This window comes from Alphaproteobacteria bacterium (assembly GCA_039980135.1).
In the GTDB taxonomy this organism is placed as follows: domain Bacteria; phylum Pseudomonadota; class Alphaproteobacteria; order UBA6615; family UBA6615; genus UBA8079.
This window is the reverse complement of sequence record JBDXCV010000009.1, coordinates 111,319-125,890: the sequence shown is the minus strand read 5'-3', so window position 1 is coordinate 125,890 and position 14,572 is coordinate 111,319. Positions and strand designations below refer to the sequence as shown.

The 14,572-nt window shown below is 64.3% G+C and carries 13 protein-coding genes and 1 tRNA gene; 9 read left to right on the top strand and 5 right to left on the bottom strand.

Annotated features, from left to right (window positions below; genetic code table 11):
* Window positions 1-17: 17 nt before the first annotated feature.
* Window positions 18-869, bottom strand: coding sequence for an NYN domain-containing protein (locus tag ABJ363_11070; protein ID MEP4379533.1), 852 nt, complete (start codon window positions 867-869; stop codon window positions 18-20).
* A 181-nt stretch (window positions 870-1,050) separates the two neighbouring features.
* A tRNA-Val gene (locus ABJ363_11065) sits at window positions 1,051-1,125 on the bottom strand.
* A 99-nt stretch (window positions 1,126-1,224) separates the two neighbouring features.
* Between ABJ363_11065 and ABJ363_11060 the strand changes: the two genes are divergently transcribed.
* The 6 genes from ABJ363_11060 to ABJ363_11035 all read left to right on the top strand — a co-directional run bounded on the left by ABJ363_11060 (window position 1,225) and on the right by ABJ363_11035 (window position 7,614).
* Complete coding sequence (locus ABJ363_11060; GenBank protein MEP4379532.1) at window positions 1,225-2,142, top strand: DUF3108 domain-containing protein; 918 nt, start codon at window positions 1,225-1,227, stop codon at window positions 2,140-2,142.
* A gap of 168 nt (window positions 2,143-2,310) precedes the next feature.
* Window positions 2,311-3,642, top strand: coding sequence for a bifunctional UDP-N-acetylglucosamine diphosphorylase/glucosamine-1-phosphate N-acetyltransferase GlmU (gene glmU / locus ABJ363_11055; protein ID MEP4379531.1), 1,332 nt, complete (start codon window positions 2,311-2,313; stop codon window positions 3,640-3,642).
* 5 nt (window positions 3,643-3,647) lie between these two features.
* On the top strand, window positions 3,648-5,471 hold the full coding sequence (gene glmS, locus ABJ363_11050) for a glutamine--fructose-6-phosphate transaminase (isomerizing) (GenBank protein MEP4379530.1): 1,824 nt from the start codon (window positions 3,648-3,650) through the stop codon (window positions 5,469-5,471).
* A 172-nt stretch (window positions 5,472-5,643) separates the two neighbouring features.
* Window positions 5,644-6,588, top strand: coding sequence for an SEL1-like repeat protein (locus tag ABJ363_11045; GenBank protein ID MEP4379529.1), 945 nt, complete (start codon window positions 5,644-5,646; stop codon window positions 6,586-6,588).
* Window positions 6,589-6,675: 87 nt separating this feature from the next.
* The gene (locus tag ABJ363_11040) at window positions 6,676-6,885 is read left to right on the top strand and encodes a hypothetical protein (protein ID MEP4379528.1); all 210 of its coding nucleotides are present in this window, start codon (window positions 6,676-6,678) and stop codon (window positions 6,883-6,885) included.
* A gap of 54 nt (window positions 6,886-6,939) precedes the next feature.
* Window positions 6,940-7,614 carry a methyltransferase domain-containing protein gene (locus ABJ363_11035; protein MEP4379527.1) on the top strand — a complete coding sequence of 225 codons (675 nt, stop codon included), beginning with the start codon at window positions 6,940-6,942 and terminating at the stop codon, window positions 7,612-7,614.
* Here the strand turns inward: ABJ363_11035 and ABJ363_11030 are convergent.
* The 3 genes from ABJ363_11030 to ABJ363_11020 are packed head-to-tail and all read right to left on the bottom strand — an operon-like array spanning window position 7,611 to window position 10,103.
* Complete coding sequence (locus ABJ363_11030) at window positions 7,611-8,426, bottom strand: sulfite exporter TauE/SafE family protein (protein ID MEP4379526.1); 816 nt, start codon at window positions 8,424-8,426, stop codon at window positions 7,611-7,613. The two genes, ABJ363_11035 and ABJ363_11030, sit on opposite strands and share 4 nt — an antisense overlap.
* 33 nt (window positions 8,427-8,459) lie before the next feature.
* Window positions 8,460-9,281 (bottom strand): sulfite exporter TauE/SafE family protein, encoded by an 822-nt coding sequence (locus tag ABJ363_11025; GenBank protein ID MEP4379525.1) that lies wholly within the window; start codon window positions 9,279-9,281, stop codon window positions 8,460-8,462.
* 6 nt (window positions 9,282-9,287) lie between these two features.
* Window positions 9,288-10,103 carry a sulfite exporter TauE/SafE family protein gene (locus ABJ363_11020; GenBank protein MEP4379524.1) on the bottom strand — a complete coding sequence of 272 codons (816 nt, stop codon included), beginning with the start codon at window positions 10,101-10,103 and terminating at the stop codon, window positions 9,288-9,290.
* 252 nt (window positions 10,104-10,355) lie between these two features.
* On the opposite strand from ABJ363_11020, the gene gor reads away from it, so the two are divergent.
* From gor to ABJ363_11005, 3 genes are all read left to right on the top strand, one after another.
* The gene (gene gor / locus ABJ363_11015) at window positions 10,356-11,720 is read left to right on the top strand and encodes a glutathione-disulfide reductase (protein ID MEP4379523.1); all 1,365 of its coding nucleotides are present in this window, start codon (window positions 10,356-10,358) and stop codon (window positions 11,718-11,720) included.
* Between the two features lie 155 nt (window positions 11,721-11,875).
* The gene (locus ABJ363_11010) at window positions 11,876-13,270 is read left to right on the top strand and encodes a 3-deoxy-7-phosphoheptulonate synthase class II (protein MEP4379522.1); all 1,395 of its coding nucleotides are present in this window, start codon (window positions 11,876-11,878) and stop codon (window positions 13,268-13,270) included.
* Between the two features lie 83 nt (window positions 13,271-13,353).
* Entirely contained in the window at window positions 13,354-14,571 is a 1,218-nt protein-coding gene (locus tag ABJ363_11005; protein ID MEP4379521.1) for a nicotinate phosphoribosyltransferase, read from the top strand.
* Window position 14,572 lies beyond the last annotated feature (1 nt).

Sequence of the window (14,572 nt, the reverse complement as noted above, 5' to 3'; positions counted from 1 at the left end):
CCGTCTGAAGGCTGCGGCTAGCCTTTCGGCGTGCCGATCCTGATCAGATAGCCGCCGGACCGTTCGTCAAGCTCCAGTTCCAGCAATCCGCGATCCTCGGCCTCTTCGAGAAGGTCCGCGAAGGCGCGGAAGCCGTAATAGCTCTCGTTGAAACCGGGCCGGCGGCGTTTGAGGGTCTGCTTTACCATCGATCCCCACACCGGGTCGCCGCGTTCGGCCGACAGCGCCTCGGCGGTTTCCATGACCAGTTCGATGGCGTCGTCGGCGCTGCCGCCGTTCTTTTCGGTGGCGGGCTCCGGCGTCGACGCCGACATATTTTGCGCGGGTTTCGCATCGCCGGCAGGCTTTTTCGTGCTTCGGCGCTTGCGCGATTTGGTCGTGTCGCTCGCGCGCACGAGGTCATCGTAGAAGATGAACTCGTCGCAATTGTTCATCAGCAGATCGGACGTGCTGTTCTTGACCCCGACGCCGATCACCGTCTTCGCGTTCTCGCGCAGTTTGCTGACCAGCGGCGAGAAATCCGAATCGCCGCTGATGATGACGAAGGTGTCGATATGCTCCTTCGTGTAACAGAGGTCGAGGGCATCGACGACCATGTGGATATCGGCCGAGTTCTTGCCCGACTGGCGGGTGTGGGGAATCTCGATCATCTCGAAGGCGGCGTCATGCATGGTCGCCTTGAAGTCCTTGTATCGGTCCCAGTCGCAATAGGCTTTCTTGGCCACGATGCTGCCCTTGACCAGCAGCCGTTCGAGAACCAGCGCAATCTCGAATTTCGGAAACTTCGCGTCGCGGACGCCCAGCGCCACATTCTCGAAATCGCAGAACAGCGCCAGGTTGGCGTCACCGTCGGTGTTGTTGGAAGTCATGGGCGGCTCATTCGTTCGTGCAGGGGGTGGGACGACCTTAAATTTCGGAGGATTGTATCATCCGCGTGCGCCATCGTACCGGTCATCGGAATATACTGAGTGGGAAAGGGTGCGAGCGCGTCCGCGGCGCAACAAAAATGCTGTTCCTGTCGCGGCAATAATATTTCGCGGTACAGAAAAATGGTGGGCGCGACAGGGATTGAACCTGTGACCCCTGCCGTGTGAAGGCAGTGCTCTCCCGCTGAGCTACGCGCCCTTCCATAAGGGACCGGACCTATAGGGCGACCGCTTCGCCGGTGTCAAGTTTGCGACCGATTTCCTTGAATTTGCCGATATCGTGGGCGTAGATGGTGAGATGGCATTCCTGGATCGACATTCGGGCGGAAGCAGGCGCTGGGTGTGCGGGGTCACCGCTGCACTCGCCGCCGTCATTCTGTCTGCGGGGACGGTATCCGGCGCGGACGAGCAGGCGATGGCGCCGGCCAACGCGACACAATCGAACGCCACCGAAGGCTTCGCGCTCACCTATGATGTCTATACCGGCGGATTGCGCGCCATCCGGTTTGATTTCGAGTTGGATCTCGCGGGTTCTGATGCCGACCCGAGCTACGAGACCCGCATCAGGCTGCAGACCTCGGGGATCATCGGCGCGCTGTTCAACTGGAGCCTCGAGGCGTCGAGCGCCGGCGACTGGCGCGATGGCGAGATCGCGCCGGAGAAATACCGGACCGCGAATATCTGGCGCAGCCGCCAGCGCAAAGTGGCAATCGACTATGCCGCGGACGGCGTACGGACTGTCACCGCCGAGCCGCCCTATGGCGAAGACGACATCAAGCGCGTCGACCCCGCGCTGATCCCCGGCTCGGTCGATCCGACGACCGCCGTGACCGCACTGGTCCTGACCAGCGCGATGAGCGGTGCTTGCCGCCCGCGCACCGCCGTTTATGACGGCCGGCGGCGGTATGACGCGAACATGGAGGCGTTGCCGCCGCGCGACCTGAAGCCCAGTCCGGCGGCGCCCTTCGAGGGCCATGTCGCGGGGTGCCGGCTGACCTTCGAGCGGATCGCCGGCTTCAAGCCCGACCGCAAGCGGTTGCAGGACCTGGAGGTCGCGATCTGGCTCGCCGACATCGGCGTGGAGCCCGGCCAGGTGCCGGTGCGGCTCGAACTGTCGACCCCCTGGGGTGACGGTTTCGCCCATCTGGTGCGCGCGCGTGCGGTCGACGGCGCGCTAGTGTTCGGCGCGGCGGATGAAGACGAGGATGACGGCTAGCCGGGTCTGTCCGGCACGAAACAATCGGGAACAATTCGTGACTTGGTGCGATTCACGGCGCTGTGGCAAGTTCCGCGCCGAATTCTGCGGATTCGGTGCGCCGGGTTTGCCTTATTTCTGATAGCCCTGATCACTGGCTCGAGCCGCCCCAAGCCAACGCATGACACGATGACCGATACAGCCCTAGCCATAGTGGTGCTCGCCGCCGGGAAGGGGACGCGGATGCGTTCCGATCTGCCCAAGGTGATGCACCCGCTCGCCGGGCGGCCGATGATCGCCCATCTGCTCGACACTGCCGCCGAGCTGTCGCCGGAGCGTGTCGTCGTCGTCGTCGGACCGGACATGGGCGTGGTGGCGGACGCGGTCGCGCCTCACCCGACCTGTGTGCAGGCTGACCGGAACGGCACCGGCGGCGCGGTCAAGGCCGCGCGGGACGCGCTCGAGGGTTTTACCGGCACGGTGCTGGTTCTCTACGGCGACACGCCGTTGGTCACCGCCGACACGATGCGCCGGGCGGCCGGGGCCTGTACCGGCGATGTGGCGGTGACCGTGCTCGGCTTCCGCCCGAGCCATTTTCACCAATATGGTCGCCTGATCACCGATGGTGACGGCGCGCTGACCGCCATCGTCGAGGCGCGCGACGCCACGCCCGAACAGCTCGAGGTCAATCTCTGCAATTCCGGTGTGATGGCGTTCGACGGGCGGCACCTGTTCGGCCTGCTCGACAAGATCGGCACCGACAATTCCAAGGGCGAATATTACCTGACGGACATGGTCGCACTCGCCCGCGCCGACGGTCACGCCGCCGCCGTGGTGGAGGGCGAGGAAGACGAATTGCTGGGTGTGAACGCACGCGCGGACCTGGCGATGGCCGAAGCGGTGGTGCAGGACGCGATGCGCGCCCGCGCGATGGATGGCGGTGCGACCCTGGTCGATCCTGCCACGGTCTGGTTCCACCATGACACGCAACTCGGTCGGGACGTGGTCGTGCAGCCGAATGTGGTGTTCGGGCCCGGCGTGACGGTCGCCGACAGTGTAAACATCCGCGCCTTCAGCCATCTGGAGGGTGCGGACGTCGAGCGCGGTGCGGTCATCGGCCCCTATGCGCGGCTGCGGCCCGGGGCGAAGATCGGCGCAGGCGCCCGTGTCGGGAATTTCGTTGAGATCAAGAACGCCGATCTGGGCGAAGGCGCCAAGGCCAATCATCTCTCTTATGTGGGCGATGCCCATGTGGGCGCCGGGGCCAACATCGGTGCGGGCACGATCACCTGCAACTATGACGGCTTCAATAAGCACATCACGGACATCGGCGCCGGTGCCTTCATCGGTTCGAACTCGGCGCTGGTTGCGCCCGTGACCGTAGGCGACGGTGCCATCGTCGCGGCAGGCAGCACCATCTCGGGCGATGTGGAGGCCGACGCGCTCGCCATCGAGCGCGCCGAGCAGGTCACGAAATCGGGCTGGGCGGCGCGGTTCCGCAAACTGAAGTCGAAGGGCTAACGCGCATGTGCGGCATCATCGGCATATTGGGTTCCGACGACGCGGCCCCGCGCCTGGTCGAGGGGCTGAAGCGCCTCGAATATCGCGGCTACGATTCCGCCGGCATCGCGACCCTCGTGAACGGCTCGATCCATCGCCGCCGGGCCCAGGGCAAGCTGGCTAACCTGGCGGCGATCCTCGAGGACGACCCGATCACCGGCGATGCCGGGATCGGCCACACCCGCTGGGCCACGCATGGCGTTCCAAACGAGAGCAATGCGCATCCCCATGCCACCGCGCGGGTGGCAGTGGTGCATAACGGGATAATCGAGAATTTCCAGGATCTGCGCGCCGAACTCGCGGCCGCCGGGCACAATTTCGAGAGTGACACGGACACGGAAGCCATCGCGGCGCTGCTGACGCAGTTGCTCGATGCGGGTGCGTCTCCGAGAGAGGCGGTCGAACAGACCCTGCCGCGCCTGCACGGCGCCTTCGCGCTCGCCATCGTGTTTGCGGGCGAGCATGACCTGATGGTCGGGGCGCGGCGCGGCAGTCCGCTGGCCATCGGCTATGGCGACGGCGAGATGTTTATCGGCTCCGATGCGCTGGCGCTGGCGCCGCTGACCAAGCGCATCTGCTATCTCGACGAAGGCGACTGGGCGCTGATCACCCGCACCGGCGCGCAGGTATTCGATGAGACCGGCGCCGAGGTCGATCGACCGATCCGCGAAACGGAATTGTCCGGGGCGCTGATCGGCAAGGGCAATTACGACCACTTCATGCAGAAGGAGATCTTCGAGCAGCCGGCGGTGGTCGGCGACACGTTGCAGTCCTTCATCAATCCGACAACGCGCGAGATCGGCCTGCCCGAGCTGCCCTTCGACCTGGCGACCGTGCCGCGGATCACCGTGGTTGCCTGCGGCACCGCGTGTTACGCCGGCTGGGTCGCGAAATACTGGCTGGAGAAGATCGCGCGTGTCCCGGTCGAGATCGATATTGCGTCCGAGTTCCGCTACCGCGAGGCGCCGATGCCCCAGGGTGGGGTCGCGCTGTTCGTCAGCCAGTCGGGCGAGACCGCCGACACGCTGGCCGCGCTCCGCCATTGCCGCGATCAGAGCCAGTTCATCGTCTCTGTCGTGAATGTGGGCGAAAGCTCGATTGCCCGGGAATCCGATGTTGTGCTGCCGACCCTGGCCGGGCCCGAGATCGGCGTCGCCTCGACCAAGGCCTTCACCACCCAACTGGCGGTGCTTGCTTGTTTCGCCATCGCGGCGGCGCGCGCGCGCGGCGTCGTGGATGACGCCGGTGCGGCGGCGCTGGCAGGCGCACTGACCGAGGTGCCGTCGCGGATGACGGAAGTGCTCAACCATGACGAGGCGCTGCGCGACATCGCCCGCGATATCGCCAAGGCACGCGATGTGCTCTATCTCGGGCGCGGTACGGCCTTTCCGATCGCCATGGAAGGCGCGCTCAAGCTCAAAGAAATCTCGTATATCCATGCCGAGGGTTACGCCGCCGGCGAGATGAAGCACGGCCCCATCGCGCTCATCGACGAAGCCGTACCGGTCATCGTGCTGGCGCCCAACGACGAGCTGTTCGACAAGACATTGTCCAACGTCGAAGAAGTGATTGCGCGCGGCGGCAAGGTGATCTTCATGTCCGATCGCGCCGGGGTTGCCAAGCTGGCCGACAAGGCCTTCGCCGCGGTGGAGATGCCGGCCGTCGATCCGTTCGTCGCACCGCTGCTGTATGCGATCCCCATCCAGCTCCTCGCCTATCATACGGCGGTGGTGAAAGGGACAGACGTGGACCAGCCGCGCAACCTCGCCAAGAGCGTGACGGTGGAGTAGCCGTTTCCGGCGGCCGGTCAGCCGGTGAACATCACGAAGATGTTTGCGCGCGCCGGTCGGGCTTTCAAGCAGCGGTTCTTGTTTCGCGCTAAAAGGGAATGGAAACCGGCAGGGGCAGACATTTTATAGGTCTGAACCCCAGCAGCATTGACCCACCGGAGGATCGACCCCGATGCGATACTTTACCGCCATTGTCAGCCTGACGGCTGCGTTGCTTCTTGCGAGTGCGGGCGCCAATGCAGATATCCAGAAGGCAGAGGCCGCGATGAAGCGGGGCGACCATGCCGCCGCGCTTCTGGAGTGGACCCCTCTGGCGCTCCAGGGAAACGCCACCGCCCAGTACAATCTCGGTTTGATGTCCGAGAACGGACAGGGCGTTCCAAAGGACGATAAGGCGGCGGTGAAGTGGTACACGCTTGCCGCCAAACAGGGTTTTGCCGCTGCGCAGCACAGGCTTGGACAGAGAATCGCCAGAAATCGCGCTGTCCCGGAAGACCAGGAGGCGGCGGTGAAATGGTACAGACTTGCCGCCGATCAGGGATTTGCGCCGGCCCAGGTTGACCTGGGGTTGATGTACGCCAACGGACGCGGCGCGCCGAAGGACGATCGGGCGGCGGTGAAGTGGTACAGGCTTGCCGCGGATCAGAAGAATGCCCGGGCGCAGTATAATCTGGGCTGGATGTATGCAAACGAACGCGGCGTACCCCGCAATGCCGCTACCGCGGTACAGCTCTATACCCTTGCTGCCGACCAGGGATTGCCCGTCGCCCAGAATTCACTGGCCTTGATGTACGAAAAGGGAACGGGTGTTCCGCAGGACTTCAAGGCTGCGGTGAAGTGGTACCGGGCCGCGGCAAAAAAGGGTTTTGCCAAGGCGCAGTTCAACCTGGGCGTGATGCACGACCAAGGGAAGGGCGTTCCCCAGAACAATGTTTACGCCCATGTCTGGTACAACATCGTCGCGTCATCCGGTGACAAGGATGCCATCGCAAAACGGGATGCCGTGGCAAAACGAATGACCCGCACCGATATCGCGAAAGCACAGTTTCTGGCGCGCGAATGTGTCGACAAGAAATTCAACGGCTGTCCGGCGAAGATTTCGATCCCGAAATTCTGATGCTTTGTCGCGGCTGAGTGTCGCGCGCGAATTGCCGTTCGGCCTTTGTTAACCACAACCACGCCATGATGCGTTCGCAGTTTCCACATGCTGCGGACGGGTTCGATCATGCCGGCATTCGCCGATATTCAGTCACGGCGCGAAGATTTTCGCGAGGGCCGGAATGTGATGCAGGCGCATAATGCCAACACGGGCGCTGTCGCAAATTCTCCTGAGGCGATCGAGATCGCCTACGACCTGCAGGCGGGTCAGTATATTCGCAACCACGCCAGCGAACCCGCTTATTACGACGCCTAAACCGACGAGCAGGCGGCACTCCTCCAGACCCATTTTCCCGATTGCGAGAGCCTGATGGATGCGGGCTGTGGCGAACTGACCAACACCGCGCTCCTGTTCTCGAAGCTGGAGGCCGTGCCGGGCTTGTTCGGGTTCGATCTGTCCTGGAGCAGGGTCCATCTGGGCCTCGGCCATTTCCGCGCCACGGTCAATGCCGATTGCGCACGGCGCATGCGGGTCTTTGTCGGTGAGATGTCCGGCATTCCACTGCCCGACGACAGCATCGACGTGGTGATGACGTCCCATGCGCTGGAGCCCAATCATGGCCGCGAGGCCGTGCTCCTCGCCGAACTGCTGCGGGTGTCGCGCCGCGGCCTGCTGCTGTTCGAACCGTCCTGGGAGTTGGGGGATGCCGCCCAGCGGGCGAACATGGCGCGGCACGGCTATGTGCGCGGGCTCAATGACCATTGTGCTGCGCTGGGCGCGGATGTCGCGGCGTATCACTTCACGCAAGTGAACTACAACCCGCTGAACCGGACTGCCGTGACAGTCGTCCGGAAGACGAAACCCGCCTCGCGGAATGCGCCGGCGTTCGTCGACCCGTTGTCCCACACGGCGCTGCAATTCGACGCGGCGGACCGGGTCTATCATTCGCCCTTGCGTGGCGTCGTCTATCCGACCTTGCGGGGCATCCCGATCCTGCGCGATCGCGCCGCTGTCCTGGCGACGGGATTCGGCGTTCCGGCCTAGCCGCCCCAGATCAGCATCACGGCGAGGATGAAGGCCACATAGCCGACGAACAACCGGTGGACCAGCAGGTCCGGTACCCAGTGCGAGGCGCGAATGCCGAACGGCGAACCGATGAGCGCGCCGCCGGCGAGCCCCGCCGCAGCCGGCAGGTAGAGGTACCCCAGCGAGAAGTCCGGCAGTCCGGTCTCGCCGATCCCGCCATAGATGTAGCCCCCGGTCGCCGACAAGCCGAGCAGTCCGGCGAGCGCCGAGGCAGTGGCCGCGACCATCGCCATCGAATAGCGCCGCTTGCGCAGATACGGCCCGATGATGATCGCCGGGCCGGGCCCGAGCAGGGAACCGGTGATCCCGGTCAGCACACCGTGGGACCAGAGGCTGGGGCCGCGCACGTTGTGCAGGTCACCGCCGCCAGCGACCGTCTCGTGACCCTTGTAGAAGATGCCGCGCAGGACGGTCAGGACGAGGAAGCCCATGAAGATCGCCTTCAGAATATCGCCCGGCAGAAAATCACCGAATAAAGATCCGGCAACCGCGCCGACGACGATGTACGGCACGAAGCGGAACATCAGGGGCAACTGCAGGTCGCCGATCCGGTAACGCAGGATGGCGACATAGGCCGAGGTCGTGAACATCACCGCCAGCGAGGTTCCCACCGACAAATGCATCACGTGATGGTCGGGCACGCCCTGCAGGGGCAGGCCGATGATCAGGATCGGCGCCATGGTGAATGCGCCGCCGACGCCGAACATGCCGGAGACGAACCCGGCGAGCGCGCCGGTCGCGAAATAGATCAGGATGATTTCGTAAAGCAATTTTTCCCCCGGGGGGTTCCCCCATGCGCCCGTTCAACCGATGCGACCATGCAGCAGCATGACGACGAGCACGGCGGCAAGATAGACCAGATAGAGGCGGCTTTGCAGATGGTCATCCAGCCGCCGTGAAAGAAAGATACCGAGCGGTGCGCCGGTAAGGCCGCCGGCGGCCAGGCCGACGAAGGCGGGCAGGTAGACATAGCCGAAGCTCCACGCCGGCAGGTCCGTTTCGTTGAAACCGCCGACGATGTAGGCGCCGCCCGCGAACAGACCAAGACATGCCGCCAGCGTCGAACAGGTCGCCACGGTCACGGCCATGGAGAATTTCAGTTTCCGCAGGAAGGGGGCCACGAGAACCGCCGGGCCCGGCCCCATCAGAGAGCCCAGCAGCCCCGCGAGACTGCCAGAAATCCAGTATTCCGGGCCGCGGACGCCGGTCAGATCGCGGCCGCTCTGCAGGTTGACGATCCGTTTGGACAGCAGGCCGCGCGCGATGGTCAGCGCGATGAAGAAAATGAAGATCGCCTTGAGCAACGCGCCGGGCATGGCGTCGCCCAGGGTGGCGCCCAGCACCGCGCCGATCGCGACCAGCGGAAAGAACCGCGCGACGAGCCGCCAGTTCGTGTCGCCGGCGCGCCAGCGCAGGATCGCGCTGAAGCTCGCCGTGATGAAGATCACGGCCTGCGTCGTGCCGACGGTCAGATGCATGGTTCGCGCGCCGCCGATATCCTGGAACGTCAGCGCGATCAGCAGCAGCGGTGCCACGGCGAAGCCGCCGCCGACCCCGAACATTGCGGCAATGACGCCCGCGAACAGGCCGGACGCCAAGTAGATGAGGATGATCTCGTAGAGCATGCCCGGTCAGATCGTGTGGAAGATCATGATCAACAGCACAACGGACATATAGCCGATGAAAAGCCAGGCCTGGGTCCGATCTCTTGCCCAATGGGAAAACCTGATGCCGATCGGGGAGCCGACCAATGCGCCGAGGGTCAGCGCCGCGAATCCCGGCAGGTAGAGATAGCCCAGACTATGGGCGGGCAGGCCGGCCTCGTTGAACCCGCCGACGATATAACCCCCCGCCGCCATAAGTCCGACCAGCCCGGCCAACGACGCGTTGGCCGCGGCGATCACCGGCATGGCGAAACCCAGCCTGCGGAGTTGCGGGGCCAGAAGTATCGCCGGGCCGGGGCCGAGCACCCCGCCGGATGCCCCCGAAAGCGTCGCGAAAAACCAGACGGCGGGACCTCTTGCGATTGAAGGATTGCGACCCGCGCCTGCCTCGATGCGTCGGCTCTGCAATATCAGCGCGCGGACGATCGAGATCGCGACGAAGCCAATGAACATGAGCTTGAGCACGATCCCCGGCAGCGCATCGCCGATGCCGGCCCCGATGAGCGCGCCGACGGCGACAAACGGCGCCAGCCGCCAGATCAACGGCAGCAGAAGATCACCCGTCCGGTAGCGCAGCGCCGTGGTCAGGATTGCCGTGACGACCTGGGTCGCGAGTGATGTGGCGATGGTCAGATGCATGATGTGAACATCGGCCACGCCCTGGACCGTGAGGGTGATGATCAGCGCCGGCGCCAGCGCGAAGGCGCCGCCGACACCGAACAGACCCGACACGATGCCGGAGAACACGCCCGCGGCGAGGTAGACGACGATGATTTCTGTCACACTGGGGTTCCTGCCGAGGCCGAGCACTGAATACACGGTGTCGCGGCGCGCGGGGGCCGGACAATCCGGATGCTATCCTTTCCGCGCGTTCGGCGAAATGCAGGTGGCGCATGGCCGGGTTGCTGACGACGTGCGTGAATGGTTCCGAAGTCCCCAAACTGATGTGACCGCTCCGGCGTTTGCTTTTCGGCGGACGCGCGCTAAGTAACGTCCGGAAACATCGCCCAGACACCAAGCAAAGCGAGAAGCCCCGTGAGCGATTACGAATACGACCTGTTTGTCATTGGCGCCGGTTCCGGCGGCGTCCGTGCGGCCCGTTTCTCCGCCGGTTTCGGCGCGACCGTCGCCGTCGCGGAAGATCTGCACATGGGCGGTACCTGCGTGAATGTGGGCTGCATCCCGAAGAAGCTGTTCGTCTATGCCGCGCATTATCATGAGGATTTCGAGGACGCGGCGGGTTTCGGCTGGACCGTCGGGCCACGGTCTCACAACTGGCGCACCCTGATCGAGAACAAGGACAAGGAAATCTCGCGGCTGAACGGCATCTATCAGCGCCTGCTCGAGAATTCCGGCTGCACCGTGATCGACGGCCGCGCCACGGTCGTCGATGCGCATACGGTAGCTGTTGGCGACAAGACATACACCGCCGAGCGTATTCTCGTGGCCGCCGGCAGCTGGCCCACGGATCAGGCATATGAAGGCGGCGAGCATGTCATCACCTCCAATGAGGCGTTCTATCTCGACGATTTTCCCCAGCATGTCGTGATCGAGGGCGGCGGCTATATCGCGGTCGAGTTCGCCGGCATCTTCAACGGCCTGGGCGCCGAGGTGACGCTCGTCTATCGCGGCGAGATGTTCATGCGCGGCTTCGACGATGATATTCGCGCCCATCTCAAGGCGGAGATGGAAGCCCAGGGCATCAACCTGAAGTTCGAGACGACATTCGAGCGTGTCGAGAAGACCGACGCGGGTTACCGTGTGCACCTGTCCGACGGCAGCGCGATCGACACCGATTGCGTGATGTCCGCCATCGGCCGCAAACCCAAGGTGACCGGGCTTGGCCTCGAGGAGGCCGGTGTCGAACTCAAGGAGAACGGCGCCATCATCGTGGACGACCATTTCCAGACGTCGGTGCCGTCGATCTACGCCATCGGCGACATCATCGACCGCTTCCAGTTGACGCCGGTCGCGTTGGCCGAGGGTACTGCACTGGCCAAGACCCTCTACAACGAAACGCCCACGACTGTGAATTACGACAACATCCCGACCGCCGTGTTCAGCCAGCCGCCCATCGGCACGGTCGGTCTGACCGAGGCCGAGGCCCGTGCGGAATATGGCGATGTGTCGATCTTCAGGAGCAGCTTCCGGGCACTCAAGAACACCCTTTCGGGCCGCGCCGAACAGACCCTGATGAAGATGATTGTCGACAACAAGAGCGACAAGGTTGTCGGCGTCCACATGGTCGGCCCGGATTCCGGCGAGATCATCCAGGGAATCGGTATTGCCCTGAAGGCGGGCGCGACCAAGGCGGTGTTCGATTCGACGATCGGCATCCACCCGACGTCGGCCGAGGAATTCGTCACCATGCGTGAGCCGGTGGCGGAAGCGGCCGAATAACCGGAGTAGGTTTGATAGCGCGTTGAATTCGGGCGGTTTTTGCTGGCCTTCGCGCCCCTGAGGGCCTATAGGCATGGCCCCGCGCGATAGCGCGACCTGGTAGAACAAGAAGATGGACGGACCGGGCGTTTCACGGCGCCGGACCGGATAGCGAGATGTCGAAGAACTGGCAGCCGGAAAGCTGGCGTAGCCGCGATATTCTGCAGGTCCCCGAATACGGGAATGCAGACGCGTTGGCCCATGTCGAGGACACCCTGCGCAAACAGCCGCCGCTGGTCTTTGCCGGCGAGGCCCGCGCGTTGCGCGCGCAGCTGGGCAAGGTGGCCGAGGGGCAGGCATTTCTGCTCCAGGGCGGCGACTGTGCGGAAAGCTTCGCCGAATTCCATGCCGACAACATCCGCGACACCTTCAAGGTGCTGCTGCAGATGGCAATCGTGCTGACCTATGGCGCGGCCTGTCCGGTCGTGAAGGTCGGGCGCATGGCCGGCCAGTTCGCCAAGCCGCGCTCGTCCAACACGGAAGAGGTCGATGGCGTTTCCCTGCCGAGCTATCGCGGCGACATCATCAACGACACGGCCTTCACCGCCGAATCCCGCGAGCCCGACCCGGAGCGCATGCTGCGCGCCTACAACCAGGCCGCGTCGACCCTGAATCTCCTGCGCGCCTTCGCCCAGGGCGGGTTCGCGGATCTGAACCAGGTCCATCGCTGGAATCTGGACTTCGTGAAATCAAGCCCCCAGGGCGCAAAATTCGAGGAGCTGGGTGCGCGGATCGACGAGACGCTTGCCTTCATGGCCGCCTGCGGCCTGACCAGCGACAACGTCCCGCAGATGGCCGAGACGGATTTCTACACCAGCCACGAGGCGCTGTTGCTCGTTTATGAGCAGGCCCTGACCCGCCAGGATAGCCTGACCGGCAAGTGGTACGACACCTCGGCGCATATGCTGTGGATCGGCGACCGGACCCGCCAGCCCGATGGCGCGCATGTGGAGTATCTTTCCGGCGTCGAGAACCCGCTGGGCCTGAAATGCGGCCCGTCGATCGACACCGACGATTTGCTGCGGCTCACCGATATCCTCAATCCGGAGAATGATCCGGGCCGCCTGACCCTGATCTGCCGGATGGGCGCGGACAAGGCCGAAGCGCATCTGCCCGGCCTCGTGCGCGCGGTGGAGAAGGAAGGCAAGAACGTGGTTTGGTCCTGCGACCCGATGCATGGCAACACCGTGTCGTCATCGAGCGGGTACAAGACTCGTGCCTTCGATGCGATCCTGTCGGAGGTGGATACTTTCTTCGAGGTGCATCGTGCCGCGGGCACCCATGCCGGCGGCGTGCATTTCGAGATGACCGGTCAGGACGTGACCGAGTGTATCGGCGGCGCCCAGGAAATCACCGAAGAAGGCCTGAGCGACCGGTATCACACCCATTGCGACCCGCGCCTCAACGCCAGCCAATCCATCGAGCTGGCATTCCAGATCGCCGAGCGGCTGAAACGCCAGCGCGACCTGATTGCCGCGGAGAATGCGGAGCGCGTTGCAGCCGCCAGTTGACCGGCGCATCATCGCGCTTTCCCATTTGGCCGACACGCGCCAAACTGCCTTCCTGATATACCGGGGCGACCAGCGGGGACGATATGGGCACCGTGAAATCCAGTGACGCGAAATCGAGTGACGCGAAGACGAGTGACGCCAACACGCTGACGTCCGGAGCCACAATCCGGCCAAACGCCGAACCGCATCCGCGCATCGAAGAAATCCCGGCGCTCACCGATACCTATTTCAACAAGACCCGCGCGATTGTCGGCAAGTTCGGCGACACCCAGGTCACCTACGCCGTGTTCATGCGCCGCCCGGTTATTTCCGCGCCGCGCCTGGCGCTGGACTGGCTTGAGGCGGTCGCGGCGGCGCGGAACGCCAGCTTCGAAATCGACCTCCGGTTCGACGAAGGCCGCTGGGTCGGGGCCGGCGAGCCGCTGCTTTATATCTCCGGCTCCTTTCACGACCTTGTCGACCTCGAAACGCTGTATCTGCAGAAGCTCGGCGCGGCCTGTGTGGCGGCCTACAACGCGGCGGCCATGTGCGTGGACCTGCCGAATGTGTCCTTCATGGCCTTCGACGCGCGCCACTGCACGGGCCCGGACATGGCCGAGATGATGGCCTATGCGGCATCGGTCGGCTCGGGACGGGCCAACCGCAAGGTCGGCGCCATCGGCTTCGTCGGCAACGCAACCGACGCGACGGCGCATTTCTTCGGCCAGGAACGCGGACTCGGGACGATGCCCCACGCGCTGATCGGCTATGCCGGATCGACGGTGCGGGCGGCTGAGATGTTCCAGGAAACCCACCCCGATGAGCCGTTGACAGTGCTCGTCGATTATTTCGGCCGCGAGGTTACGGACAGTCTCGAAGTCTGCCGGCGCTTCCCTGAAATGGTGCGGGCGGGCAGATTGTCTCTACGGCTGGATACGCCCGGTGGCCGCTACATCGAGGGCATTGACCCGTCACAGAGCTATGCCGTGCTCGAGCGCCATGCGCCCGACGCGATCAGGGGCTACCGGACCGAGGCCGAATTGCGCCACCTGATCGGCGGTGGCGTATCGGCTGCCGCGATCTGGCACCTGCGCGAGCGCCTCGACGAAGGCGGCTTCGAGGGCGCCAAGATCGTCGCATCGTCGGGTTTCGGCCCCGAAAAGTGCAAGGTGATGGCCGCCGCCGATGTGCCGATCGATGCGATCGGGACCGGTTCCTTCCTGCCCGGCGACTGGCAGGAAACCTATGCGACGTCCGACATCGTCGAATATGGCGGCACCAAGCGGGTCAAGGTCGGCCGCGAGTTCCTGCTGCGCCGATAGA